21 protein-coding genes, 1 tRNA gene and 1 pseudogene are annotated in these 24,227 nt (G+C 63.0%); 16 read left to right on the top strand and 7 right to left on the bottom strand.

Features of this window, described 5'->3' with window-relative positions; all coding sequences use genetic code 11:
* Positions 1 to 252 precede the first annotated feature (252 nt).
* The gene (locus HB778_RS19675; protein WP_183456221.1) at positions 253 to 3,741 is read left to right on the top strand and encodes a PAS domain-containing hybrid sensor histidine kinase/response regulator; all 3,489 of its coding nucleotides are present in this window, start codon (positions 253 to 255) and stop codon (positions 3,739 to 3,741) included.
* A gap of 32 nt (positions 3,742 to 3,773) precedes the next feature.
* Here HB778_RS19675 and HB778_RS19670 read toward each other — a convergent pair whose 3' ends face one another.
* On the bottom strand, positions 3,774 to 4,409 hold the full coding sequence (locus HB778_RS19670) for a TetR family transcriptional regulator (RefSeq protein ID WP_183465145.1): 636 nt from the start codon (positions 4,407 to 4,409) through the stop codon (positions 3,774 to 3,776).
* A gap of 94 nt (positions 4,410 to 4,503) precedes the next feature.
* On the opposite strand from HB778_RS19670, the pseudogene HB778_RS19665 reads away from it, so the two are divergent.
* Positions 4,504 to 5,161: pseudogene (locus tag HB778_RS19665) on the top strand (O-methyltransferase).
* A gap of 142 nt (positions 5,162 to 5,303) precedes the next feature.
* Complete coding sequence (locus HB778_RS19660) at positions 5,304 to 5,765, top strand: MFS transporter (protein WP_244661517.1); 462 nt, start codon at positions 5,304 to 5,306, stop codon at positions 5,763 to 5,765.
* Here the strand turns inward: HB778_RS19660 and HB778_RS19655 are convergent.
* Positions 5,762 to 6,706, bottom strand: a complete 945-nt coding sequence (locus HB778_RS19655; protein ID WP_183456220.1) for an IS630 family transposase — start codon at positions 6,704 to 6,706, stop codon at positions 5,762 to 5,764. The genes HB778_RS19660 and HB778_RS19655 overlap by 4 nt on opposite strands.
* 133 nt (positions 6,707 to 6,839) lie before the next feature.
* On the opposite strand from HB778_RS19655, the gene HB778_RS19650 reads away from it, so the two are divergent.
* Positions 6,840 to 7,664 carry an MFS transporter gene (locus HB778_RS19650; protein WP_244661516.1) on the top strand — a complete coding sequence of 275 codons (825 nt, stop codon included), beginning with the start codon at positions 6,840 to 6,842 and terminating at the stop codon, positions 7,662 to 7,664.
* Between the two features lie 17 nt (positions 7,665 to 7,681).
* Here HB778_RS19650 and HB778_RS19645 read toward each other — a convergent pair whose 3' ends face one another.
* Entirely contained in the window at positions 7,682 to 8,341 is a 660-nt protein-coding gene (locus HB778_RS19645; RefSeq protein ID WP_140775350.1) for a response regulator transcription factor, read from the bottom strand.
* 182 nt (positions 8,342 to 8,523) lie between these two features.
* Positions 8,524 to 8,958 carry a hypothetical protein gene (locus HB778_RS19640; RefSeq protein ID WP_183456219.1) on the bottom strand — a complete coding sequence of 145 codons (435 nt, stop codon included), beginning with the start codon at positions 8,956 to 8,958 and terminating at the stop codon, positions 8,524 to 8,526.
* Between the two features lie 107 nt (positions 8,959 to 9,065).
* On the opposite strand from HB778_RS19640, the gene HB778_RS19635 reads away from it, so the two are divergent.
* Positions 9,066 to 9,416, top strand: a complete 351-nt coding sequence (locus HB778_RS19635; RefSeq protein ID WP_183456218.1) for a DUF952 domain-containing protein — start codon at positions 9,066 to 9,068, stop codon at positions 9,414 to 9,416.
* Positions 9,413 to 10,489 carry a quinone-dependent dihydroorotate dehydrogenase gene (locus HB778_RS19630; RefSeq protein WP_183456217.1) on the top strand — a complete coding sequence of 359 codons (1,077 nt, stop codon included), beginning with the start codon at positions 9,413 to 9,415 and terminating at the stop codon, positions 10,487 to 10,489. Before HB778_RS19635 ends, HB778_RS19630 begins: the two co-directional genes overlap by 4 nt.
* Before the next feature lie 697 nt (positions 10,490 to 11,186).
* On the opposite strand, the gene HB778_RS19625 is transcribed toward HB778_RS19630, so the two are convergent.
* Positions 11,187 to 12,524: an MATE family efflux transporter gene (locus tag HB778_RS19625; RefSeq protein WP_183456216.1), complete on the bottom strand. Its 1,338-nt coding sequence runs from the start codon at positions 12,522 to 12,524 to the stop codon at positions 11,187 to 11,189.
* 131 nt (positions 12,525 to 12,655) lie between these two features.
* Here HB778_RS19625 and HB778_RS19620 point away from each other — a divergent pair, with 131 nt between their 5' ends.
* Positions 12,656 to 13,558, top strand: a complete 903-nt coding sequence (locus tag HB778_RS19620; protein WP_183456214.1) for a histone deacetylase family protein — start codon at positions 12,656 to 12,658, stop codon at positions 13,556 to 13,558.
* Between the two features lie 4 nt (positions 13,559 to 13,562).
* Here the strand turns inward: HB778_RS19620 and HB778_RS19615 are convergent, their stop codons facing one another.
* Positions 13,563 to 13,826, bottom strand: a complete 264-nt coding sequence (locus HB778_RS19615) for a DUF6460 domain-containing protein (protein WP_095198509.1) — start codon at positions 13,824 to 13,826, stop codon at positions 13,563 to 13,565.
* Positions 13,827 to 14,362: 536 nt separating this feature from the next.
* On the opposite strand from HB778_RS19615, the gene HB778_RS19610 reads away from it, so the two are divergent.
* The 9 genes from HB778_RS19610 to HB778_RS19570 all read left to right on the top strand — a co-directional run bounded on the left by HB778_RS19610 (position 14,363) and on the right by HB778_RS19570 (position 22,995).
* Positions 14,363 to 14,887 (top strand): outer membrane protein, encoded by a 525-nt coding sequence (locus HB778_RS19610; protein WP_432421194.1) that lies wholly within the window; start codon positions 14,363 to 14,365, stop codon positions 14,885 to 14,887.
* A 188-nt stretch (positions 14,888 to 15,075) separates the two neighbouring features.
* Positions 15,076 to 15,468 carry a hypothetical protein gene (locus tag HB778_RS19605; RefSeq protein WP_183456212.1) on the top strand — a complete coding sequence of 131 codons (393 nt, stop codon included), beginning with the start codon at positions 15,076 to 15,078 and terminating at the stop codon, positions 15,466 to 15,468.
* 43 nt (positions 15,469 to 15,511) lie between these two features.
* Complete coding sequence (locus tag HB778_RS19600; protein WP_183456210.1) at positions 15,512 to 16,186, top strand: response regulator transcription factor; 675 nt, start codon at positions 15,512 to 15,514, stop codon at positions 16,184 to 16,186.
* Positions 16,183 to 17,613, top strand: a complete 1,431-nt coding sequence (locus HB778_RS19595) for a sensor histidine kinase (protein ID WP_183456208.1) — start codon at positions 16,183 to 16,185, stop codon at positions 17,611 to 17,613. Before HB778_RS19600 ends, HB778_RS19595 begins: the two co-directional genes overlap by 4 nt.
* Before the next feature lie 112 nt (positions 17,614 to 17,725).
* Positions 17,726 to 18,751 carry a glycosyltransferase family 2 protein gene (locus HB778_RS19590; RefSeq protein ID WP_183456206.1) on the top strand — a complete coding sequence of 342 codons (1,026 nt, stop codon included), beginning with the start codon at positions 17,726 to 17,728 and terminating at the stop codon, positions 18,749 to 18,751.
* A gap of 32 nt (positions 18,752 to 18,783) precedes the next feature.
* Positions 18,784 to 19,236, top strand: coding sequence for a GtrA family protein (locus HB778_RS19585; RefSeq protein WP_183456204.1), 453 nt, complete (start codon positions 18,784 to 18,786; stop codon positions 19,234 to 19,236).
* Positions 19,233 to 20,723 carry a hypothetical protein gene (locus HB778_RS19580; protein ID WP_183456202.1) on the top strand — a complete coding sequence of 497 codons (1,491 nt, stop codon included), beginning with the start codon at positions 19,233 to 19,235 and terminating at the stop codon, positions 20,721 to 20,723. Before HB778_RS19585 ends, HB778_RS19580 begins: the two co-directional genes overlap by 4 nt.
* 214 nt (positions 20,724 to 20,937) lie before the next feature.
* Positions 20,938 to 22,824 carry an acyltransferase family protein gene (locus tag HB778_RS19575; protein WP_183456201.1) on the top strand — a complete coding sequence of 629 codons (1,887 nt, stop codon included), beginning with the start codon at positions 20,938 to 20,940 and terminating at the stop codon, positions 22,822 to 22,824.
* A 97-nt stretch (positions 22,825 to 22,921) separates the two neighbouring features.
* A tRNA-Gly gene (locus HB778_RS19570) sits at positions 22,922 to 22,995 on the top strand.
* Between the two features lie 87 nt (positions 22,996 to 23,082).
* Here HB778_RS19570 and HB778_RS19565 read toward each other — a convergent pair.
* On the bottom strand, positions 23,083 to 23,961 hold the full coding sequence (locus HB778_RS19565) for a LysR family transcriptional regulator (protein WP_244661515.1): 879 nt from the start codon (positions 23,959 to 23,961) through the stop codon (positions 23,083 to 23,085).
* Between the last annotated feature and the right edge of the window lie 266 nt (positions 23,962 to 24,227).

The following is a 24,227-nucleotide window of genomic DNA, read 5'->3' as shown; positions in this document are numbered from 1 at the left end:
GCCGCGCTGCCGTTCCGTCCTTGCGGCATCGACCCGGCGGCAACATAACAAAAACCTGCGGTTGCAACATGGGCAAAAAGGAGAAAGCAACCGCTTTCTCTTTCCGTCACGGCACCTTGGCCGCACCCGGGCTTTGCGCCTGAATCGCGTGACCAAGACCATGCTGCCAAAGCCGCGATGGACATGGGGCTCAAGCTGTGATTGCGTTCGGACAAGCCGGATAAAAAGACGGCAAAGGAGGAAATTCCAGGCGTGCAGGGCTTGTTCATCGTCATCATCGCGATCGCCTATGTGACGCTGCTGTTCGTCATCGCCAGCCTGGGCGACCGCCGCTCGGCGACATCCGGGTCGAGCCGAGCGCGGCCTTTCATCTACGCGCTCAGCCTGGCCATATACTGCACCTCATGGACCTTCTTCGGCTCGGTCGGCCTCTCCTCCGAACGCGGCCTCGAATTCCTCGGCATCTATACCGGTCCGGTGCTGGTGTTCGTGTTCGGTTTTCCGCTGCTCAACCGCATCGTGCGGCTGGCCAAAACCGAGAAGATCACCTCGATCGCCGACTTCCTCGGCGCGCGCTACGGCAAGAGTTTTACCGTCGCGGCGATCGCCACGCTGATCGCCACCATCGGCGCGGTGCCCTATATTGCGCTGCAGTTGAAGGCAATCTCCGGTTCGGTCAGCCTGATGGTCGAGCACTATACGGGATCGCCCCCTTCCTTCGATCCTTTCGTCAGCGACATTTCGCTGGTCGTCGCCATGCTGCTGGCCTTGTTTGCCGTGCTGTTCGGCACCCGTCATGCCGACGCCACCGAACATCAGGACGGGCTGGTGCTGGCGGTGGCGGTCGAAACCGTGGTCAAGCTCGCCGCCTTTCTGGCGATCGGCCTGATGGTCACCTTCCTGATCTTCGGCGGCCCGGGCGACATGTTCGCCAAGCTTGCCGAGAATGCACAGGTGCGGCAGGCGATGGGCTACAACACCTCGCTCGCCACCTGGCTGGTGCTGACGGGCTTGAGCGGCTTTGCCATCATCATGCTGCCGCGGCAGTTCTACGTCACCATCGTCGAGAACCGCGGCGAGGCAGAATTGCGCACCGCGACCTGGGTGTTTCCGCTCTACCTCGTGGCGATCAACCTGTTCGTGCTGCCGATCGCCTTTGCCGGCCTGTCGCTGGTCGGTACCGGCACCAGCAGCGATCTCTACGTGCTGTCATTGCCGCTGTTCAGCGGCCACGACGTGCTCGCCATGGCGGCCTTCATCGGCGGGCTGTCGGCAGCAACCGCCATGGTGATCGTCGAAAGCGTGGCGCTGTCGATCATGATCTCCAACGACCTCGTCATTCCGCTGTTCGTGCGCCGCCTGCTCAAGACCTCGACCTCCGAAAACGAGGACTGGTCGACGCTGATCCTCAATGTGCGGCGCGGGGCGATCTTCATCCTGTTGTTCATCGCTTTCCTCTACTATCGCGAGAGCACCAACAGCGCACGGCTGTCGTCGATCGGCCTGATGTCGTTCGCGGCCATCGCGCAGTTCGCGCCGGCGCTGATCGGCGGGCTGATCTGGCGCGGCGCCAATGGCAGGGGTGCGGCCCTCGGCATGGTCGCCGGCATTCTCGTGTGGGGCTACACGCTGCTGCTGCCGTCGTTTGTCGCGCCCGATACCGATATCATCGTGCACGGGCTGTTCGGCTTCGAGGCGCTGCGGCCGCAGGCGCTGTTCGGCACGGTCGCCGAACCGCTGAACCATGGCGTGTTGTGGAGCCTGTCGATCAACACGCTGTTTTTCGTCCTTGGCTCGCTGTCGCGCGCATCGGTGCCGCTGGAGCGCATCCAGGCGTCGATCTTCGTGCCAAGGGATGCCGGCCCGATGCCCAGCCTGCGCCGCTTCCGCACCGCCATCACCGTCAACGACCTCAAGGACACGATCGCACGCTATCTCGGCGTCGAGCGCACCGAGCGCTCGTTCCAGTCGTTCGAGAAGACCAACGGCACCACGCTGCTCGGCAAGGAGCAGGCGAGCATGGACGTCATCCGCTTCTCCGAGCAGCTTCTGGCCAGCGCCGTCGGCTCCTCCTCGGCGCGGCTGATCCTGTCGCTGCTGTTTCGGCGCCATGACCGCGAATCCCGGGATGCCTTCCGCCTGCTCGACGACGCCACCGAGGCGCTGCAGCACAATCGCGACCTGCTGCAGATCGCGCTCGACCAGATGGAGCAAGGTATCACTGTCTTCGACCGGGATTTCCGCCTGATCTGCTGGAACCGCCAGTACAGGACGCTGTTCGACCTGCCCGACGAGATGGGCCAGGTCGGCGTTTCGCTCGACCAGATCCTGCGCCATCTCGCCGAGCGCGGCGACATCCCCGCCGACCAGCGCGTGACGATGCTCAACCGGCTGACCAGCTTCGTCAGCCCCTGGCAGATGGAGTTGAAGACCAGCGGCCGCATCCTGGAGCTGCGCTCCAATCCGATGCCGGATGGCGGCATCGTCGCCACCTATGCCGACATTTCCGGACGCGTCGAGCAGGATCTGGCGTTGAAGCGCGCCAATGAATCGCTGGAGCAGAGGGTCAAGACCCGCACCATCGAGTTGACCCGGGTCAACGAGGAGTTGGCGCAGGCGCAGATGCTGGCCGAGGAGGCCAATCTCGGCAAGACACGCTTCCTCGCCGCCGCCGGCCACGACATTCTGCAGCCGTTGAATGCCGCCCGGCTCTACTGCTCGTCGCTGATCGAGAAGGCCGGCAAAGGTCCGGCCGGCAAGGCGGCGGTCAATATCGAATCCTCGCTGGAATCGGTCGAAACTATTCTCGGCGCCGTGCTCGACATTTCGCGCCTCGATGCCGGCGCGATGAAGCCAGACGATACCGCCTTCAACCTCGATGGATTGCTGCGCCAGATCGGCAATGATTTTCGGCCAATGGCGGCGGAGAAAAAGCTCGGCCTGACGATCATGCCGTCGTCGCTGACGGTGGTGACCGACCGCAATCTGCTGCGCCGCCTGATCCAGAACCTCGTCTCCAACGCGATTAAATACACACGCAGGGGCCGCATCCTGGTCGGGGTGCGGCGGCGCGGCGAGCTGGCCGAGATCCAGGTCATCGACACCGGTATAGGCATCGCCGGCGATAAGCTGAACACCGTCTTCCATGAGTTCACCCGGTTGGACGAAGGCGCGCGCGAAGCCGAAGGCCTCGGTCTTGGCCTCTCCATCGTCGACCGCATCGCCCGGGTGCTTAGGCTTGAAATCCGTATTTTCTCCAATCCGGGCAAGGGCACGCGCTTTTCCGTCATCCTGCCCGTCGCGGCGGTGCAGCAGCCGCGACGCGAGGTCGAAACCAAGGCTCCCGCTCGTGCCGCGGCTTCGCTGGCCGGGCTGCATGTGCTCTGTATCGACAATGACGCCCGCATCCTCGAAGGCATGCGGCTGTTGCTCGAAGGCTGGGGATGCAAGGTCGACACGGTGTCCGGCTCACGCGATCTGGAGAACGCCGCGCCACACCGCCCGGACATCGTGCTTGCCGATTACCATCTCGACGGCGAAACCGGTCTCGACATCATCGCCCGGCTGCGTGCGACCCATGGCAACGACCTGCCGGCCGTGCTGGTCACCGCGGACCGCTCCAACGAGGTGCGGGCGGCGGCCGGCGGGCTGGAGATTGCGGTGATCAACAAGCCGCTGAAACCGGCAGTGCTGCGCTCGATGATGGCCAGGGTCAGGCCGCTGGCATCAGCGGCAGAGTAAGCCAAAAGGCGGGCCGGACGGAACCGGCGACATCAGCCCCTATGGCCCAGGCTTCCCAAGTAAGCGCAGAACATATCGGCCATCGCATCGGCATAGGTTTCGATCTCGGCCGTTGTTCGCGGGCTTTCCGAAAAATCCTTCCCCACCGCGCTGAGTGTCGTTTTGATCAGGTCGCCGGCCAGGACGCGGACGGCCTCCGGGGCCTCGGGCAATGCCTCCCGCAGAAAGGTCTGGACGGTTCGTTCCCCCGAGGCTCTGGCTTCGTGCGCCTCCGGTGCGTCGCGATAGAGAGGTGCGGCGTCATTGAGCGCCACGCGCACCTCGGCCTCTTCGCACTCCGAGCGGATGAAGGCGTGGACAAGTGCACGCAGCCGTTCGAGCGGAGGTCGTTGGCCGTCTTCGAGTATGGTGCGCAGCAGGCCACCGGTCTGGCGCCATTCATCGCTCTGCAGCCGGAACAACAGTGCGGCCTTGTTGGGGAAATATTGGTAGAGCGAGCCGACGCTGACGCCTGCCTTTTCCGCCACGCGCGTGGTGGTGAAACGCTGCGCGCCTTCGCTCGCCAAAACCTGAACGGCAGCCTGCAAAATCGCCGCGACAAGGTCCGTGGCGCGCGCCTGTTTGGGCTGTTTTCGCGAGGAAATCGAATGACTTGGGCGTCCGGTCATGTTTCGGTCCGGCAATGCGAATTGGAAACCTGAAGGATTATTCGTATTTTCCTCCCGACACAAGAACGCAGTCATTTTCGACCGGAGACTTTTCATGACGACGCTGACCAACGCCCCGCTGGCACCGCTGCTTGCACGCCTGTTCAAGGAGGCCGAAGCGGCTACGAGCCCCGCTGCGGCCGGGCTCTCTCAGGACGAGCGGGCGCGCCTGCTCAACAGCAAGACCGAATATGTCGATTTCTACGGACGGCTGAAGGATCTCTGGCTGGCGATCTCGCCGGAAACCGGCACGCTGCTCTACATGCTGGCACGCAGCAGCGGCGCGCGCATCATCATCGAGTTCGGCACCTCGTTCGGCATCTCGACGCTCTATCTCGCCGCGGCGCTGCGCGACAATGGCGGCGGCCGCCTGATCACCACCGAATTCGAGCCGTCCAAGGTGATGCGGGCCAAGGCCAATCTGACCGAGGGCGGCCTTATCGACCTGGTGGAGATCCGCGAGGGAGACGCGCTTGAAACGCTGAGCGCCGACCTCCCCGAGACGATCGACCTGTTGCTGCTCGACGGCGCCAAGGCGATCTACCCAGAGATCCTCAGCCTGGTCCGAGAGCCGCTTGCGACCCGGCGCGCTGGTCATCGCCGACAATGCCGATTTCTCGCCTGAATATCTGGAGCGGGTGCGCTCGCCGGCATCGGGCTACATGTCCACGCCCTTCGGCGAGGATGTCGAACTGTCCGTGCGGCTCGGCTGAAGCCGGTCCCATCGCCGCATGGGATTCAACCCTGCGGCTCAAATCTCCATGTCGCTCCAGGGCGGCCGTAGGCGTTTACGTCAACCAACGCGCAAACCCCGGGCCTTCGACGACGGTCGGGCCTCCAGGCGCAGGTGACGTCATGAACAACATGCTTCTTTCCTCCTGGCGCGCAGCCCCGCGCCCAGCCCTGTTGGGGCTTCTGCTGTTCTTCTGCGCGGGTTTCGCCGACGGCGCGCTCGTGCCTTTCTTTCCGCTCTGGGCGAGCGGCGAGGCCGGCATTCCTGTCGGCATGATCGGCCTGCTGTTCGGCTGCTATGCCGGCGGCGAGCTTCTGGCCGCACCACTGATCGGCGGCATCGCCGACCGGATCGGCCGGCGGCCGGTGCTGATTGCCTCGTCGCTCGGCGTCGGCGCCGGCTTCCTGGCCCTGTTCTTCGTGCATGGCGTCGCCGTTACCGCGATTGTTCTGCTTCTGACCGGCATGTGCGAGTCCGTGCTTCATCCGACGATCCTGACCGTGATCGCCGACGTGACCGCGCCATCCACCCATCCCCGCTGGTTCAGCCTGGCGCGCGTGAGTTCTAGAGCGGTTCGCATTTAGGTTGACTTGTATCCGGCGCTTTCGATGTAGTTGTTACATTCATTTGAGGTGACGACGTCGAGGGTGCTGGCGATGGCGCTGTGTACGGCCTGGATGCTTCGCTTGGCGGCACGTCGCATGCAGTGCTTGAGCTTGGCGAAGAGCTTCTCGATTGGATTGAGATCTGGACTGTAAGGCGGCAGGAAGAAGAGCCACGCACCGGCGGCCCTGACGATGTCGCGGACGGCTTGGCCCTTGTGAGATCCGAGATTGTCGAGAATGACGATGTCACCCGGCTTCAGGGTCTTGATGAGTTCGGTTTCGACATAGACACGGAAGGCCTGCGCATTGATGGGTCCGTCAATGACCCAAGGCGCCTCTACCCGATCATGCCGCAGTGCGGCGATGAAGGTCATCGTCTTCCAATGACCATATGGCGCGTGAGCCATCAGCCGCTTGCCGCGCACACCCCAGCCGCGCAACGGCGCCATGTTGGTCTTGACCCACGTTTCATCCAGGAAGACCAGGCGCGTTGGGTCAATGCGGGTCTGATAGCGCATCCATTGCGTCCGCCGACGCATCAGCTTTGGCTTGAGTTGCTCAGCCGGCAGAACGGTTTTTTTAAAACTCTTGCCCTCGCGATGCAGGAAGCGACCGACGCTGGCAGGGTGGATGATGAGACCCCGGTCAGCCAGTGCGGCCGTCAATTCATGAAGCGTTATGTTGGCATCCCGCTCGACCTCGCTCAGGACGAAGGCACGATGCTCCCCGTCAATCAGATAGGGTCGATGACCGCCCATCTTGCCGGGTGCCGCACTGCCCAGCCGACGCTTGCGCGCCGCCCACTTGATCACGCTCGAAACTGCCACCTTCAGTGCCGCGGCCACCTCTCGGCTCGTCTCGCCTTCTTCAAGGCGAGCCAACGCCCGTTCCCGCAAATCCATCGAATAAGGCTTGGCCATCTGTCCCGACCTCCAACGGTCAGAACATCGAATCTGATTTGCTCAGTCTTGGGAATCCCGATTCAGACAAAACGCGAACCGCTCTAGCGCCGGGCAGATCCTGGGACCAGCCTGCGGCGCGCTGCTTACGCTCATGTCGCTGCGCAGCGTGTTTCTCGCCGGTGGTGCGATGCTTGTGCTGGGCGGGATCGTGATGCTCTTCGCGCTCAACGAGACGATCGGCGTCGGCCACGCCACCGGCGACGATCGCCATGACGGTGAGGACGAGGAAGAGGAAGGCCTGTCCGCGTTGCTGCCGGCATTCCGCGACGGCCGGCTGGCCAAGCTACTGCTCTGGGTCGTGCTGTTCGAGGTAGCCGGCAACTGGATCGAGGCGGTGATCCCGCTCTATGCGCATGATGCCGGGACGCTGACGCCATCCGGCGTCGGCGCGCTGTTCGCCTATGCCGCCGCCCTGACGGTCGGCTTGCAGATGCTGGTCAGCCGCATGGTCGAGGCACGGTCCGCTCTCTGGCTGACGGTCGGTGCCGGCCTCGCGACGATACTGGCCTTTGCGCTGCTCGCCGCCTCGCCCGCAATACTGACGCTGATCGGAGCCGTCAGCCTGTGCTCGATCGCACAGATGCTGGTCGGACCGCTGGTGCCGACCGCCGTCAATGCACTGGCGCCGCCCGCACGGCGCGCCTCCTACATGGGGGCTTCGTCGGTGGCGGTCGACCTCAAGGACTCGCTGGGGCCATCGATCGGCACGGCGCTTTACGCGCTGGCGCCGCGCCTGCCCTGGATCGCCGGCATTCCGCTGGTGGCGATCGCATCGCTCGGCCTTGGCGCGACAATCGGCCGAGCGCGACGCCCCTCATGCGAATCCGGATCAGATCGGAGCTCGGGACCGGAAGCGGTCGACACAACGGAGCCACCCATGGCTTGGTCGCCAAAACCGGCAACGGAACAGCCGTGAGCCTCGGCATTCGGCGCTCAATGCGCTGGCTGCAACGGGTCACTGCCGATCTTGGACAAAAGGATCACCGCCTGGGTGCGACTGTCGACGCCGAGCTTTTGCAGAATGGCCGAGACATGCGCCTTGATGGTCGCCTCGGAGACGCCGAGCTCATAGGCGATCTGCTTGTTGAGCAAGCCTTCGGCCAGCATGCCGAGCACGCGGGTCTGCTGCGGTGTCAGCGCCTGCAGCCGCTTGATCAGGTCCGATATTTCGGGGTCGCGCTCGACGCCGAGATCGACGCCGACGGGCGCCGCGATGTCACCGGCGAGCACCGATTGCACGGCGTTGCGGATCTCTTCCATGCTGGCCGATTTGGAGATGAAGCCGGATGCGCCAAGATCGAGCGCGCGCCTGATGGTCGCCGGATCGTCATGCGCCGAAACCACGATCAGCGGCACCGCCGGATGGATGCCGCGCAGCGAAATCAGGCCGGAGAGGCCGCTGGCGCCCGGCATCGACAAATCGAGCAGCACCAGATCGACATCCTCATTGGCCACGACCAATGCCTTGGCACTTTCGAAATCGCCGGCCTCGTGAATGGCGGCGACATTGCCGATGCCGGCAAGCGCTTCGCGCAACGCACCGCGAAACAACGGGTGATCGTCGGCGATGACGAAAGAATAGCCTGACGGCAAATGTTCCTCCCCGAATCCCGTCGATGATTTTTAAGCTTTTCGGGACCAGTCGGACGATTATGAGGGGCAGCGCGCTGTTTTCAAGCGGCAAAACCAGCGCGCGGCATTTTCCCTACTTCGCAAGATCAAAGTACTACAGCGTCCTTTGCGCATCCAAAAGGACGCGCGGCGCTGTAGGAAGCTCAGGTCTTTTGCGAATTGAGCTGAGCGCCGCCACCGTTGTCCTTGTCCATCTCCTTGACGATGCCCATGAAGCCCTTCAGGAAGCGCTCCATATAGCTCATCGTCTTGTTGAAATCCTCCTCGCTCGGCAGTTTCGATTCGAGGCGGGCGGACAGCGAATTCTCGAGCTTGGTGACGCGCTCGTCCATCGCCTTCATCGAGGTTTGCAGGCGGTCGATTTCGTCCTGGAAGGCGGCGCGTTCGTCGGCCGCCACCTTGCAGACGAGTTGGCCCGAACGTTCCTCGCAAATCGACATCGCACCGGTCTGCGTGTCCATGCGGACATAGCCGTTGGCGGATTTTTCCAGCCGGTAGCGGTCGGTTTCTTCCGAAGAGGCGGAGGCCGCGACCAGCGAAATCAGCGCGGCGGGGATCAAGATGTGTTGCAGACGCATGTTGTCCTCCATGGCCAAGGCCTGAAATATCGCATGTTTGCGCCGGAAATGGGGAAGACCCTTGGCGTGGCCTTCCCCGCACGACTGGTTCGGACTATAGCGCAACCATGTCTCAGTTTATCTACAAGATAACCCCGCAAGCGGCTTGGCGCGAGGCCGAAGCCAGTGGCCGCTTCACCGGCGCGCTGATCGACGTCGCCGACGGCTTCATCCATTTCTCCACGGCAGCGCAGGTCCGGGAAACCGCGGCAAAGCATTTTTCCGGCCAGGTAGACCTACTGCTGGTCGCCATCGACGCCGCCAGCCTGGGCGATGCCTTGAAATACGAGGTTTCGCGCGGCGGCGCGCTGTTTCCGCATCTTTACGGCGTGCTGGAGGTGAACACCGTCAAGTGGGTCAAGCCGCTGCTGCTTGGCGCCGATGGCGCGCACCAGTTCCCGCCGTTGGAGGCCGAATGAGTCTGTTCGACCGGCTTGGCCAAAAACTGCTGTTCACCTTCGATCCGGAAACCGCGCATGGGATGTCCATCGCGGCACTGCGTTGCGGATTGCCGGTCGGCGCGCGGACGGTGCACGACAGCAGGCTGAAGGTCAGCCTCTGCGGTCTCGATTTCCCCAACCCGCTCGGCATGGCGGCCGGCTACGACAAGAATGCCGAGGTACCCGACGCGCTGCTTGGCCTCGGTTTCGGCTTTGCCGAGGTCGGCACGGTCACGCCGCTGCCGCAGGCGGGCAACCCGAAGCCGCGCATCTTCCGGCTGACGGCGGACGAGGCGGTGATCAACCGGCTGGGCTTCAACAATGAAGGTCATGCGGCGGCCGAGAAACGCCTTGCCGCGCGCAAGGGACGTCCCGGCATTGTCGGCGTCAACATCGGTGCCAACAAAGACAGCGCCGACCGCGTCAGTGACTATGCGCGCGGCGTCGCGCGCTTTGCCTCCTATGCCCGCTACCTCACGGTCAACATCTCCTCGCCGAACACGCCCGGCCTGCGCAACATGCAGGCGCGCGAGCAGCTCGGCGGACTTTTGTCGCGTGTCATGGCCGCGCGTGCGTCAGCCGCAGCCCAGCCGCCCATTTTTCTCAAGATTGCGCCGGATCTGGTCGAGGCCGAGCTGGAGGATATCGCCGCCGAGGTCGTTGAAAAACGGATCGACGGCATCATCGTCTCCAACACCACCATTTCGCGGCCGGCATTGCACAGCACGGACACCGCCGGCGAGACCGGTGGCCTTTCGGGAAAACCGCTATTCGAACGCTCGACCACCGTGCTGGCAAAGATGCGCAAGCTGCTTGGCCCGGGCATCGCCATCGTCGGGGTGGGCGGCGTCGATTCCGCCGAGACGGCGCTGGAGAAGATCCGTGCGGGTGCCGATCTCGTCCAACTCTACACCAGCATGATCTATGCCGGACCGGCACTGCCGGGACGCATTGTTGCAGGGATGGCACGCTTCGCCGAGATGGCGCGGCTCAAGTCGATTCGCGAATTGCGCGACAGCCATCTCGATCTATGGGCGTCGAAGCCGCTCTAAAGAATTGCTCGAAAAGTGACCAGTCCTGTTTGAAATCCGCTGGCACGCGACTTTCCCGAGACTCGCAACTCCGCGTTCCGGCCAATTATCCGAGTCCCCTCAACCGAGCGGGTTCGGCTTGTCGTGCCAAGGCTTGCACCCGATAGGCATTCAGAATCTCTACCATCTTGTCGGTTGAAAATTGCCATCCACCAGGAAGGCAGCCCTCGGCTCCAAGACCTCTGTTAATTCGCATGAGCGAGGTGTCCTTCCTGGCGCCGGGTTCGAAGCTGTAACCGACCACCTTGCCGCGGCTACGCGGCGGCCTCCAGACGTGGAAACCCTTTATATCTTGCCATGCAACTTTCTTCGGACCAGCATCTATCATGAAGCCGCTATCGTCCAAGGTCAAAGTGTGAGGGCGGATAAGCGACCGGATCAGGAATGGCACACTCGACCCTGCGAGAAATATTCCGATCCACCCAACCAGGTGCCCACCGGCTGGGCTCTGCACCATTCCAATTCCGGCCAAAATGAAAATCGGGCATGCTAGAAGCAACAGGAATGTCTTACCTCGTGATCCTCTTATGATCCTTGGCTCGATTGGTTCGACCACGTCTCCCATTGCTTCCCCGATATGTTAGCGCCCTCAATCAGGAAGGATAAAACAGTCTAGGCCCATTTTCCACCTTGCTGAAAAATCGGACAGAGAGGTGACCTAGAACGCTGTCCGCACCCTTAGCTGCAAGATCGCAAGCAGGCTGAAGCCGCGCGCCAGCAGGAACACGTGCAGCGCCGCCCACAGGCCGTGATTGCCGAAGGCAGGCGCGAGCGTTAGTAGCGCAACGGCAAAGACGAGGAAGGACAGCAACATCATGTTGCGCATGTCGCGCGACCAGGTGGCGCCGATGAAGACGCCGTCCATCTGGAACGCCAGCACGCCGCTCAGCGCGGTGAACGCCGCCCAGGGCAAATAGATGTCGGCGACCGAGCGGACCTCCTGCGACGTCGTGACGATGGCGACCAGATTGGCGCCGGCCGAAAGCAGCACCAGCGTCGCGGCACCGGCCAGCCCAAAGCCCCAGAACAAGGTCAGCCGCACCGCCTGCCGGAAGGGCTGTTCTGCCCGCGCGCCGACGGCACGGCCGGCGAGCTGTTCGGCGGCGGTGGCAAAACCGTCGAGGAAATAGCCGGCGACGAGGAAGAAGTTCATCAACACCGCATTGGCGGCCAGCGTCACCGTGCCGAACTGCGCGCCCTGGCGGGTGAACAGCGCGAAGGCGGCAAGCAGCGAGAACGAGCGGATCATGATATCGCGGTTGAGCGACAGCATGCGCAGGAAGGCGGCCATATCGAGCAGCCGATGGCGCGGCAAGGGCGGGGTCGCGCGGAAGCGGCGGACCACGATGGCAAGACCAAGCAGCATGGCCAGGAACTCACCCGTGACGGTCGCCCAGGCGACACCGGCAACGCCCCAGCCCAGCTTCAGGCCAAGCAGGAAGCAGAGCGCGATGTTGATGCCGTTGAGCACCAGTTGCAGCACAAGGCCGAGCCCGCCCTCGCCGCGGCCCAGCACATAGCCGAGGATGGCATAGTTGATCAGCGAGAAGGGTGCGGCCAGCAGCCTGATCCTGATGTAGACCCCCATCGCCTCGCTGACGCGCGGTTCGGCGCCCATGAACCACTGGCCGCCGATGGCGATCAGCGGCGAAAGCGCCGCCAGGACAATGCCGGCAACGACCGCGATCAGCACGGCGCGCCAGAACACCGCCTGCTCCTCCAGCGCGTCGCCACGCCCGAAAGCCTGGGCGACGAGGCCGGTGGTGCCCGAACGCAGGAAATTGAAGCTGGTGAAGACGACGTCGAACACCAGAGCGCCAGCCGCAAGGCCACCGAGTAGGGCCGCGTCACCAAACTGGCCGACAACAGCCGTGTCGACCAGGCCGAGCATCGGCGTGGTCAGATAGGCGAGCGTCATCGGCACCGCTATGGCGAGCACGGAACGGTTGGTGACGACAAAAGATCTGACGTCGGCTGGGGTTGCATCCTTGTCCAAGGGATCGCGCCTTGCTGATTGCTGCTTGATTGAAGCGCCGATGTGCCCCATTTTCCGGCCACCGCGCAATCATTCTTCCCGCGACGGCCAACCGAAATCCCGGTCTGGCGCGAAGCCGCCGGATCCCGTTCATGCCTCTGCAGATCGTCCACCACCCCGACTACGATGCCGGCTTCGCCACCAACCACCGCTTCCCGATGAGCAAGTATCCGCTGCTTATGGAGGCCTTGCGGGCACGCGGCCTGGCCGGTCCCGGGGCGCTCAACACCGCGGAACCCGCACCGGCGTCATGGCTGAAGCTTGCCCATGCGGCGGACTATGTCGACCAAGTCGTCAGCTGTTCGGTGCCGGAAAAAATCGAGCGTGAGATCGGCTTTCCGGTCGGCCCCCGCGTTTCGCTGCGCGCGCAGCTTGCCACCGGCGGCACGGTGCTGGCGGCGCGGCTTGCGTTGCGCCACGGCATCGCCTGCAACACCGCCGGCGGCAGCCATCATGCTCGGCGCGCGCAAGGTGCCGGCTTCTGCACCTTCAATGATGTCGCTGTCGCCTCGCTGGCGCTGCTCGCCGAGAATGCCGCACAAAACATCCTGGTCGTCGATCTCGACGTGCATCAGGGCGATGGCACCGCGGATATTCTGCGCGATGAGCCGCGCGTGTTCACCTTCTCGATGCACGGCGATCGCAACTACCCCGTGCGCAAGATCGCCTCCGACCTCGATATCGCGCTGCCCGACGGTATGGGCGATGCCGCCTATCTGGAGAGGCTGGCCACGATCCTGCCGGAGCTGTCGGCGCGGGCGCGTTGGGACATGGTTTTCTACAATGCCGGCGTCGACGTCCATGCGCAGGACCGGCTCGGCAGGCTGGCGCTTTCCAACAACGGCCTGCGCGGCCGCGACGAGATGGTCATCGGCCACTTTCGTCCGCTCGGCATTCCCGTCTGCGGCGTCATCGGCGGCGGCTATTCCACCGATGTGCCTGCCCTTGCCGCGCGGCACGCCATCCTGTTCGAGGTCGCGTCGGACTACGCCTAGGAAGCTACTTCCGGTAATTGGCGATCCTGAGCAGGATGAAGGCCGGCACGACGATCGCGGCACCGAGCAGGATGTAGCCGAGGAAGCGGTCGATGGCGTGGAAGCCCAGGTTCCAGAGGTCGATGAAGAACCTCTGTATGCTGTAGAACACATCCATGGGCGACCAGCCGAAGGCATTCATGACAAGGCCGACGAGGAACGACACCACCAGCAGCTTCAGGATCACCCTGAGCGGCGAGTCGCCGAGAAAGCGCGTCAATGCGGACAAGGCCGTCTCCCGATTGAGATGCCCGGACTCATGGGCACGGCCCAGAGATACGTGCTTGGCGGCCATCCATCAAGCCAGCCCGGTCTGTGCCCGGGCAAGCCCGGAACAGGTGATGGAGACTCCGAGCTTCAGACGGCCTGAAATTCTTAAATATCGGTAAACAGGATCATTTTAATTTATTGAAAATAAAGCACAAAATCGTCATTTTCGAATTTTGCGCAATGTGCGTGCAATTTTCACCTGCGAGACAGTCGGCGTCTTTCAGGTGACTGGTTGCGCGGCGCTCTGACCCCTACCCCTGCTGGCGAACGCCAGTTTGAGGACCGTGCAGCCATCCCTGAAAGACACCAAATCGGAGCCCGACCGCCCCAACGGTCAGGCTCCCCGGGAGTTAACCTGCGTACCGATTTGCCGGATGCGCGTTTGTGTTGGAGTAATGCTCGTGTCCTCTCAAGCAAAGATCGTCCTGATGGCCGGTGTCCTTGGCATCTGCCTTCTCGGGCCGGCGATGGCCGCCGACCTTTCACCGACCTACAATGATCCCCCCCGCCTTCCAGTGGAGCGGCGCCTATGTCGGCGTCCATGGCGGCACGGCCTTCACAAGGATGCCCAATCCGTTCGCCGATCGAAATGGCTTCGCTGGCGGCGTTCAGGCCGGCTACAACCAGCAGATGGGTCCCGCCGTTCTCGGCGCCGAGATCGAGGGCTCCTATCTCGGCGGCGCCGAACACGACGTCCAGGGCGGCAAGATCAAGGAGAAATGGCGCGGCGCCGCCAAGGCCAAGGCAGGCGTGAGCTTCGACCAGACGCTGCTGTTTGGAACCGGCGGCGTTGCCCTGACCAAATTCGACAAGGGCGACAATGTCAGCAGCGCCGACGGATGGAAGGTCGGTTATCTCCTCGGCGCCGGCATCGAGCAGGGCTTTGCCGGCGGGCTGTCCGCCAAGGTCGAGTACGACTATGTCCGCACCCCCGGCGTCGAAACGACATCGGCCCTTGGCACGTCCAAGACAACGATCGGCAGCCATGAACTGAAGGCCGGCATCAATTACCGGTTCTAGAACGGGGCGAATTGGCTTGCGCGGTGCCTGCTGGGGCATCGCGCAATCCTGTGTTTCGATGCGCGCCGGTACCCCGGATGGCCGGCTTTTTCGACAATGGATCCGTTTCCGCACCTCGCTGCAATGTCGATGCAATCTTCGCGATCTAGGTCCCGCGCGTAATCTTCATGATGGGAATCTGTTCCGATATGTCCACGCGTGGCGCCGGCCTCCTGATACGGGCTCCGAAGATCGTCTTCATCGCTATCGCGCTCGCGCTGGCGGGCTGTGCCTCCGATATCATGAAGAATTATGTCGGACAGCCGGTCGAATCGGTCGTCCTGGATTATGGTCCTCCGACGGCGATCGTCGATCTCGGCCAGGGGGAACGCGCCTATCAGTGGCGCAAGGTGTCGACGTCGGCGGTTTCCGGGACATCGAGCGGCGAGGTTCGCGAGACAAAACACGGAACCGTCTATGAAGAAACCGAGACGCCCGGCTATATCGAGCGTCAGGAATGCTTCTACACATTCTACGCCCGCGCTTCCGGCGGCCGCTGGTTCATCACCAATTTCCGCCAGCCCAAGCTGGAATGCGAATGAATTGCCGCGGCCCCCGACCGGCCGCGGATAAAGGAGAATATTTATGCGGGTCCTGTTGATCGAGGACGAACCGGAAATGGCCTCCGTGCTGAAGGCCGCTCTCGAGCGCCTGGACATCATCGTCGACCATGCCGCGACATTGGCCGATGCTGAGGCGATGGCGCGGCTGGGCTATCACGACGCGGTGGTGCTGGACCGCCGGCTGCCGGATGGCGACGGCCTCAGCCTCATACCGCGCCTGCGTGCCTTGCATCTGGATGTGCCCGTCATCGCGCTGACGGCGATGAGCGGGTTGGAGGACCGGGTCACCGGGCTCGATGCCGGCGCCGACGACTACATGGTCAAGCCCTTCGCCACGGTGGAACTGGTCGCGCGGTTGCATGCCCTGCACCGGCGCTCGTTCACCTCGCGCGCCAACCAGACCATGGTCGGCCGCCTCACCTATGATTTCCGCCACCGCGAGGCGCTGGTCGAGGATCAGGCGCTCGATCTGCCGCGGCGCGAAAGGCTGGTGCTCGAAACGCTCATCCGCCGGCCGGGGCGGACCATCATGCGCAGCGCGCTGGAGGAGGCCGTCTACGCGCTGGACGATGAGATCGGCTCCAATGCGCTCGATGCGCACATTTCGCGGCTGCGCCGCAAGCTCGACGATGTCGCCGCCGGCATCGAGATCCGGGCGATCCGCAACCTCGGCTATCTCTTGCGGGCGGCCTCGTGAAGAAGGTCCGCACAGGCTCGCTGCAATGGATCCTGGTTCGGCGGCTGATCCTGCTGCAGGCGGCGACGCTGCTGATCTTCATCGTGCTTTGCGCGGCAGCACTTTGGATTGCCAATCCGCGCCTGCTGATCGACAACGAAGCTGCCGTCGCCGCGGTCAAGGATGCCGTCGACCGAGACAAGGATGGCAGGCTGATCGTGCGCGATACGGAAGAACTCATCGCGTTTCGCGAGGGCTTCCCCAATGTCTGGTACATCGTTCGCGATGGCAGCGGCGAGAGCGTCCGCTCCGGCAACATACCCGACATCTACACCAGGAGCTTCGGCGACCTGCTTGGCGAGGCCGATCACGCCACGATCGGATTCTCCGACAAGGACATGCGGCCGGAAGCCTATATCGAAAACGCTTCGACCAGAGCCGGCACGGTGCAGATCATCGCCGCGACGCAGTCGTCGCGCCAGCAGACCGACGGCCTCGAAGTCAACATTTCGGCCACCGTCGAAGTCGCCCGCAATCCGGACGGCAGCAGGAACTGGGAGCGCGCCCTGCCGGCACTCGCGCTAGTCATCGCGATCCTGCTTTTGCCCATCATCCTCGTCATGGGCACGACAACGCTGGTGACGACGCCAGCCGTGGTGCGCCGCTCCTTCGCCGGCCTTGTCGAAACGGTCCGCCAGGCCGCGCGTATCGATATCGGCACCCGTGCCATGCAACTGCCGGTCAAGCAGGTGCCACAGGAGATCGCGCCGCTGGTGCATGCCTTCAACGAGGCGCTCGCCCGCCTCGCCCAAGGCTACGACCGCCACAACCGCTTCCTCACCGACGCGGCACATGAACTGCGTACGCCGATTGCCATCCTGCGCACACGCGCCGAACTCTTGAAGCAGGAGCCGCAGAGCGCGCGCCTGCTGCATGACATCGAGCGCCTGTCACACCTTGCCCAGCAACTGCTCGACCATCAGTTACTCGACCGCCCGTCGGACCAGCGCCAGATCGTGGATCTCCGCGACCTCGTCAGCCGGGTCGCCGCCGACTTCGCTCCGTTGGCCATCGAGGCCGGCTACGACCTTGCCTTCGAGCCTCCGCCCGGCAAGGCCGAGGTGGAGGTCAATGTCCTGCAAATCGAACGCGCGCTCGCCAATCTGGTGCGCAATGCAATCGAGCATGGCGGCGGCAGCGGCACGATCACGATCGCCATCGACGGGACCGGCGGCATCGAAGTACGCGACGAGGGCCCGGGCATTCCCTTAGAAGAGCGCGAGAATGTCTTCGAACCCTTCTACCGCTTGCAGCCGCAGTCGCGCGGGGCGGGGCTGGGCCTGAACCTCGCCCGGCAGATTGCGCTGCTGCATGACGGCACGATCCGGATACTGACGGGCTCGTGGCGCGGCGCCCGCATCCGCATGGAGTTGCCGGTGCGTTCGTGACGGTGCCATGTCCATCGTGTCAGCCGACCGATGCCACGATGTCGACCCCTGGCTTATCTGTTTTCTAACCAATTGCCGCTATTGCCATTCCAAGAGCGGGAGCCAGGCTTTGGTGGGAACGGGAAAAATCGGCGCGCACCGCGCAATCACGCTGTCGGTCGTCGTGCCATGCTACAATGAGCGTGACGGCGTGGCCGAGCTTCACCGACGCGTCAGCGCCGTATGCCTCGAGCAAAGCCCTTCCTATGAGATCGTGCTTGTCATCGACGGGGCGACCGACGGCACCCGGGAGGCCATTTTCGAACTGGCCGAAAAGGACGACCATGTGGTCGCCATCGACCTTGCCCGCAATTACGGCCACCAGATCGCCTTGAGCGCGGGGCTGGAGTTCTGCCGCGGCGAGCGCATCCTCATTCTCGACGCCGACCTCCAGGATCCGCCCGAACTGCTTGGCGCGATGATGGCGAAGATGGATGAAGGCTTCGATGTCGTCTATGGCCAGAGGGTGAAGCGCGACGGCGAAAGCTGGTTCAAGCGGGCTTCCGCCTCGATGTTCTACCGCTTGCTCGGCCGGATGGTCGATGTCGAGATCGCGCCGGACTCCGGAGACTTCCGGCTGATGAGCCGCCGGGCGCTTGACCATCTGAACGCGATGCCCGAACGCTACAGGTTCATTCGCGGCATGGTGAGTTGGATCGGGCTCAAGCAGGTCGCCTTCCCTTACGAGCGGCACCGGCGCTTTGCCGGCACCACACACTATCCGCTGAAGAAGATGGTTCTGCTGGCGGTCGATGCGATGACCAGCTTTTCGATCGTGCCTTTGCGGTTTGCCTCGATGCTGGGCATGATGTTCGGTCTGCTCGGCCTGGTCGTGCTCGGCTACACACTGCTCGAATGGTCGAGGGGTAACGTGGTACCCGGCTGGACGAGCCTTGCCGCGATCATGCTGATCCTGGGCAGCGTCCAGCTTCTGGTGCTCGGCATCTTCGGCGAATATCTCGGCCGCATGTATATGGAGACGAAGCGGCGGCCGCTCTATTTCGTCAGCGAAATCGTTTCACGCGACCGGCCCGCCAAGGACAACGACCTGCCCGTCCATCGCCTGCAGGAGATGGCGAAAAGAGCGGCGCGTGGCTGAGGCGAAGGTCGACCGGATGCAACGGGAACGGCATGGGCAGGATGCGGTCGGCACTTCCGTTTGATGTCTGGCGGATGCTGCGCTTCGGCGCCGTCGGGCTTCTCAACACGGCGCTTGGATACTCGCTGATCCTCGCCGGGCTTGCGCTGGGCCTCGGCGATATCGTTTCCAATGCGGCAGGCTATGCCGCGGGCCTCACCCTTGGCTTCTTCCTCAATCGCCAATGGACATTCGGACGTGCCGGCGGCTTTCGCCCCGGTGCCGTAGCACGATACGCCATAACCTTTGTCGTCGCCTATGGCGCCAATCTCAGCGTCGTGATCGCCGCCATGTCCGCCGGCCTCATCGAGAACCCGTTTGTCCATTTGGCGGGAAACTGCCTTTACTCGGTCATCTTCTATCTCGGCTCGGCCCGTTTCGTTTTCGTCGGCCGCGCGGATGCCCCGGCCGCGACGAACGCGAAATTGCCCGGAGTTGCGACATGAACCAGGCCGCAGCCATCGCGATAGCAACGCCTTCGCTCGGGGACGCACAACGCATCAGGCTGGTCTTCTGCCTTCTCTGCGCCTGCGTCGTGGCCTCTGTGCTCGCCGCCTTTGCCGGCGCGATCCTGCAGGATCCCGACAATTGGTGGCAGGTGAAGGTCGGACTGGACTTCCTGCAAAACCGGACGTTTCCGGCCCTCGACCCCTATTCCTATACGTTCGCCGGCCAACCCTGGATCGCCAAGGAATGGCTGGGGCAGGTCTTTCTGGCCCTTGCCTACAGCGCGGGCGGCTGGAATGGCGTCGTCACGCTGATCATCGCCACCGTCGGCCTCACCGTCTTCCTGATGGCATGGTTCCTCAGCGCGTGGCTGAAGCCGATACTGGCGATAGCGCTGGCCTTTGCAGCGGCCTTCCTGGTCGCTCCGATCTATACGGCGCGCCCCCACGTCTTCACCTTGCCGATCATCGTTGTCTGGACGGCGATGCTGTTTCGTGCCGCGCAGGAAGAGAAGGCCCCACCCCTGTGGCTGCTGCTACTTGTCGTCTTGTGGGCCAACCTGCACGCCACGTTCACCCTGAGCTTCGTCATTGCCGCCTTTGCCGGGCTCGCTCTCCTGACGCGCTCGGGCCTGTCGAAGCCCGCCCTCCTGGCGAAATGGGTCGCTTTGGGCCTGCTCTGCCCACTGGTCAGCCTGCTGCATCCCTATGGCGTGAAAGCCATCCTGGCCACGTTCACCGTGGCCTATGGCAACGAGGCGGTGCCACTCATCCTGGAGTGGCGGCCGTTCAATGCCCAGGAACAGCTCTTCCAGGAAGCGGCGATGCTGTTGGCGCTGTTCGGGCTGTTGGTATCGAGGCCGCGGATCGGCTGGGCCAAAGCGTTGTTCATCGTTTTCGCCTTGCATGTCTATCTCGCCCATCTGCGATTTGTGTATCTGCCCTTCCTGTTGATCCCCTTGGTGATCGCGGTCGAGGTCGCACAGCAATACCCTTCGCTCTCGACCACGACCTGGCTGACGGACAAACGTGACGGGCTGGAAAAACTCTTCGCCAGCCGGTTCTACGCGATATGCGGCGCGGTGGCTGTCTTGCTGGTCGGCTCGGTCTTGATCCTCGGCAGTGCCTATCAGGTGGCGCCGAGCCCGAAGACATCCGCCAGCGGCGCCCTCGCATTTGCCAGGGATCACCAGCTCACAGGCAACGTGCTGAACTCCTACAATTTCGGCGGCACGCTGATTTTCCACGGCATCAAGACCTATATCGACGGCAGGACGGACCAGTTGTTCCTGGGCGGGTTCACGAAAGCCGACGACGCGACGGGGCACAGCGACGGAAAGCCGCTGCTCGAGGCCCAGTTGAAGAAATACGCCATCGGCTGGGCATTGCTTACGGCCGACGACACCCGCATCCCCTTTTTCACGGAGTTGGGCTGGAAACGGGCCTATGCGGACGACGATGCCGTGATCTACGTGCCCGGCGCCTGATTTTTCGACGTCCGCGCTGGCCGGCTTCTCCAATCGAACCATCGGTTTTCCCGCCTTGACACTCATGTTGCAGTGCAGCAAAGTTGCGCAACAGAGGATGGGCCTGTGCGACCAACGAACAGGCATTTTTCACAGTATCAGGACGCCGCCGCATGAGCAGCACAGCAAGTTGCGCCGCACCAATACCGCCGACCGCACCACACGGACCGGCCGAATGAACTACAGGCGCGACATCGATGGCCTGCGCGCTGTTGCGGTGCTGCCCGTGGTGCTCTTCCACTTCGGCGTGTCCGCCATTCCCGGCGGCTTCACCGGCGTCGACATCTTCTTCGTCATATCGGGCTATCTGATCAGCGGCAGCCTGCTCGACGATCTCGAGCGCGGCCAGTTCTCCATCGGCCGCTTCTACTGGCGCCGCGCGCGGCGCATCCTGCCGGCGCTGACCTTTGTCATCCTGCTTGCGAGCATCGCCGCCTGGTTCATCCTGCTGCCGTCCGACCTCCACGAATACAGTCAGAGCGTGATCGCGGCCTCGACCTTCTGGTCGAACATCTATTTCTGGAAAACGACCAATTATTTTTCCATCGACGCGGAATTGCGGCCGCTGCTGCACACATGGTCGCTTTCGGTCGAGGAGCAATACTATATCTTCGCGCCGATCCTCGTGTATCTGATCTACCGATACGCCGCGAAGCGCTGGCTGACGATATTGCTGCCGATCGCCATCGGCAGTTTTGCCCTGGCGGTCATGGCAACCACGCTGGCGCCGACCGCCGGCTTCTACCTGCTGCCGACGCGCATCTGGGAACTGGCGCTGGGCGCCATGCTGATGCTGAGAAAGCCGCCGGCGCTTGCCAGCCGTCCGCTGACGGAACTGATCGGGCTGGCCGGTTTTGGCCTGATCGCCTTTGGCTTTCTGACGATTTCGGAGAGCGACCCGTTTCCGGGCTACAATGCCTTGTTTCCCTGCATCGGAACGGCGCTGCTCATCTATGCGGGCCAGCCCCATGCCGACCGACCGATGCCGGTCGCCACGCGCGTGCTTCAGCTCACCCCGCTGGTCTGGGTCGGCCTCATCTCCTACTCGCTCTACCTCGTTCACTGGCCGATCAATTCGTTCGTCCACTATCTCTCGCTGAAAGCCATCGGCGTGCCGACGATCATGGCGATGACGGTGGCGAGCGTCGCCCTGGCGACATTCTCGTGGAAGTATGTCGAGCAGCCTTTCCGCCAGAAGCGGGCCTTCACCGCCCCGCTGCCAATCTTCGCCTTCTCGGCGACGGCGATCGCCTTGCTGTGCGCCGCCGGCGTGGCCGGTACGCTGGGCAAGGGTTTTCCGCAACGGTTCCCGGACTTCTCGACAGAACGGGTCCTGGTGGGTGACTGGCGCAACGGCGTCTGCTTCAACGAGGGCGCGAACCGGATCGAGGACTGGAACCTCGCCGACTGCACCCGCACACATGGCTTTGCCACCAATGTGCTGCTGTGGGGCGATTCCTTCGCCGCGCACTACGTGTCAGGGCTGGAAGCCAATGCCGAGAAAATCCAGGCCAACGTCATCCAGTACACCTATGCCGGCTGCCCACCCAACCTGAGCTACTTCTCCTATGCCCGGCCGGCCTGCACGCGCTTCAACGAACGGGCGCTGTCGATCATCCGCGAGGCCAACATTCAGGCCGTGATCCTGAGCGGCCGATGGACCGACTACCAGGCAAGGGGCTTCGACGGCCTGCAGAAGACGGTCGACCGGCTGCGCGACATGGGCGTGAAGGTCTATGTCATCGGCCAGTCTCCGGAGTTCATCGCCGACGTCCAGAAAATCGCTTTCTTCGCAAGACGCGAGCACGTCGCGAACACATCCTGGCCGATGGCCATGGATCCGGACATCAACAAGCAGGTGCTGCCATTCGTCAAAGGGGCAACTTTCATCGACCCGCTGGCCTATCTGTGCGACGCGGCCGGCTGCTCCTATGCCGACGCGGGAACCAAGCAGTTCCTTTACTTCGACTACGGTCATTTCTCGTCCGCCGGCGCGACGCTCGCCATCTCGAAATACTGGCCAAGCTTCGCCGCCAGCAACAAAGTCGCCAAGGCAAAATAGGAATCGCGGCCAGCGCCGAGGGAAGCGCGAAAGCGTTTGTTCGCGGGATCGCTTTGCGATTGCCCGAAGGCCGAACCTCATGGTAACGAGGGCACGCGCGGGTATGATGTAATGGTAGCCTGTCAGCTTCCCAAGCTGAACGCGCGGGTTCGATTCCCGCTACCCGCTCCAGACTCCCGGAATTTCTCGTAATCAGGGTTTTGCCGGAATCTTGCGGATGAAATGTATCCGTCGAACTGGCATCTCGATGAGACGACTTCAGACCGATTCAATCAACTTGGTCAAAAACGTCGCGAACACGCGGACGCGTGGACTTTCTGAACTCGCGGGAGGTCGTATGAGCCAAATGTCGCCCCGACTGACTGCATAGTCGGCGAGCACCGTGCGAAGACGCCCATCCGCGATGGCACGCGCCGCGAGATAGTGGGGCAGTTGGGCAAGGCCGAGGCCGGCTATAGCGGCCAGCGCCACGGCTTCGATGTCGTTGAACACAGGCCCATTTGCTGGACGTCCGGGTGGCTTCCATCCTTTGAAGGCCCAATATTCCAGCCGGCCTGTCGTGGGGAACCGGAGACGCAGACAGGTATGGGCGGGTACGTCATCGGGCGTCTCGGGTGCCCCCCGTCGTTCCAGATAGGCGGGAGATCCGCAAGTGACGAACCGATGTGGCGCGAGCTTGCGCGCAATCAACCGAGAGTCGTCAAGGCCACCTGTGCGCAGGACTAGGTCAAAACCCCCTTCCACGATATCCACCATCCGATCGTCCAGACTGACGTCGAGAACGACCTTGGGATAGGCCGCGATGAATTGATCGAGCGCTGGAACGATAATGCGGCGTCCCATGGCCGCCGGTATACTCACCTTCAATAACCCACGCGGGAAGGTGCGTGTCTCGGCGATCGCATTCTCGGCTTCCTGAACATCTTCGATGATGCGCATCGCGCGTTCAAACAGAAGATTGCCTTCACCGGTCAACGCGATGGAGCGAGTCGTACGGTGGAGAAGCCTGACACCAAGCCGGGCCTCCAGGCGAGCAACGGCCTTACCGACCGCTGAAGCAGATACACCAAGACGCCGCCCCGCCGGTGCGAAGCCGCCGGTCTCGACCGAAGCGACAAACGCCACCAAGCCGCTCATTGATTCGAGACTGCTAATTGCGGACATTTCGTCCGTATTATTCGGTCAAAGGCACCCATTCCGTCAATGAGCGACTTGCCCGATATTGCGTTCGGGAAGGATCAACCCTTCGGCCCGCCTGGTCGCGTCAAGGTTTACCTAGCAGGCAAACGGAATGGAGCAGGTTGTGCAAAATGCAAATTTGGTGAGCCGGGACCCGCCATCGTTCCGTGAAATTCAAACCGACGACCGGCCGACCTTTACCACAACCATCTTGTGAAGGTCGG

Origin of the sequence: Mesorhizobium huakuii (genome assembly GCF_014189455.1) — a bacterium.
Taxonomy (GTDB): domain Bacteria; phylum Pseudomonadota; class Alphaproteobacteria; order Rhizobiales; family Rhizobiaceae; genus Mesorhizobium; species Mesorhizobium huakuii_A.
Note: the sequence above shows the minus strand (reverse complement) of the source record. Positions and strands in the feature narration are given on the sequence as shown.

Excerpts from the sequence above, each read along its gene's own strand:
- HB778_RS19670 (WP_183465145.1), bottom strand. The coding sequence starts at position 4,409 with ATGACCGGACGCCCAAGTCATTCGATTTCCTCGCGAAAACAGCCCAAA.
- HB778_RS19660 (WP_244661517.1), top strand. The coding sequence starts at position 5,304 with ATGAACAACATGCTTCTTTCCTCCTGGCGCGCAGCCCCGCGCCCAGCC.
- HB778_RS19655 (WP_183456220.1), bottom strand. The coding sequence starts at position 6,706 with ATGGCCAAGCCTTATTCGATGGATTTGCGGGAACGGGCGTTGGCTCGC.
- HB778_RS19650 (WP_244661516.1), top strand. The coding sequence starts at position 6,840 with ATGTCGCTGCGCAGCGTGTTTCTCGCCGGTGGTGCGATGCTTGTGCTG.
- HB778_RS19640 (WP_183456219.1), bottom strand. The coding sequence starts at position 8,958 with ATGCGTCTGCAACACATCTTGATCCCCGCCGCGCTGATTTCGCTGGTC.
- HB778_RS19635 (WP_183456218.1), top strand. The coding sequence starts at position 9,066 with ATGTCTCAGTTTATCTACAAGATAACCCCGCAAGCGGCTTGGCGCGAG.
- HB778_RS19630 (WP_183456217.1), top strand. The coding sequence starts at position 9,413 with ATGAGTCTGTTCGACCGGCTTGGCCAAAAACTGCTGTTCACCTTCGAT.
- HB778_RS19620 (WP_183456214.1), top strand. The coding sequence starts at position 12,656 with ATGCCTCTGCAGATCGTCCACCACCCCGACTACGATGCCGGCTTCGCC.
- HB778_RS19610 (WP_432421194.1), top strand. The coding sequence starts at position 14,363 with ATGATCCCCCCCGCCTTCCAGTGGAGCGGCGCCTATGTCGGCGTCCAT.
- HB778_RS19605 (WP_183456212.1), top strand. The coding sequence starts at position 15,076 with ATGTCCACGCGTGGCGCCGGCCTCCTGATACGGGCTCCGAAGATCGTC.
- HB778_RS19600 (WP_183456210.1), top strand. The coding sequence starts at position 15,512 with ATGCGGGTCCTGTTGATCGAGGACGAACCGGAAATGGCCTCCGTGCTG.
- HB778_RS19585 (WP_183456204.1), top strand. The coding sequence starts at position 18,784 with ATGGGCAGGATGCGGTCGGCACTTCCGTTTGATGTCTGGCGGATGCTG.
- HB778_RS19580 (WP_183456202.1), top strand. The coding sequence starts at position 19,233 with ATGAACCAGGCCGCAGCCATCGCGATAGCAACGCCTTCGCTCGGGGAC.
- HB778_RS19575 (WP_183456201.1), top strand. The coding sequence starts at position 20,938 with ATGAACTACAGGCGCGACATCGATGGCCTGCGCGCTGTTGCGGTGCTG.
- HB778_RS19565 (WP_244661515.1), bottom strand. The coding sequence starts at position 23,961 with ATGAGCGGCTTGGTGGCGTTTGTCGCTTCGGTCGAGACCGGCGGCTTC.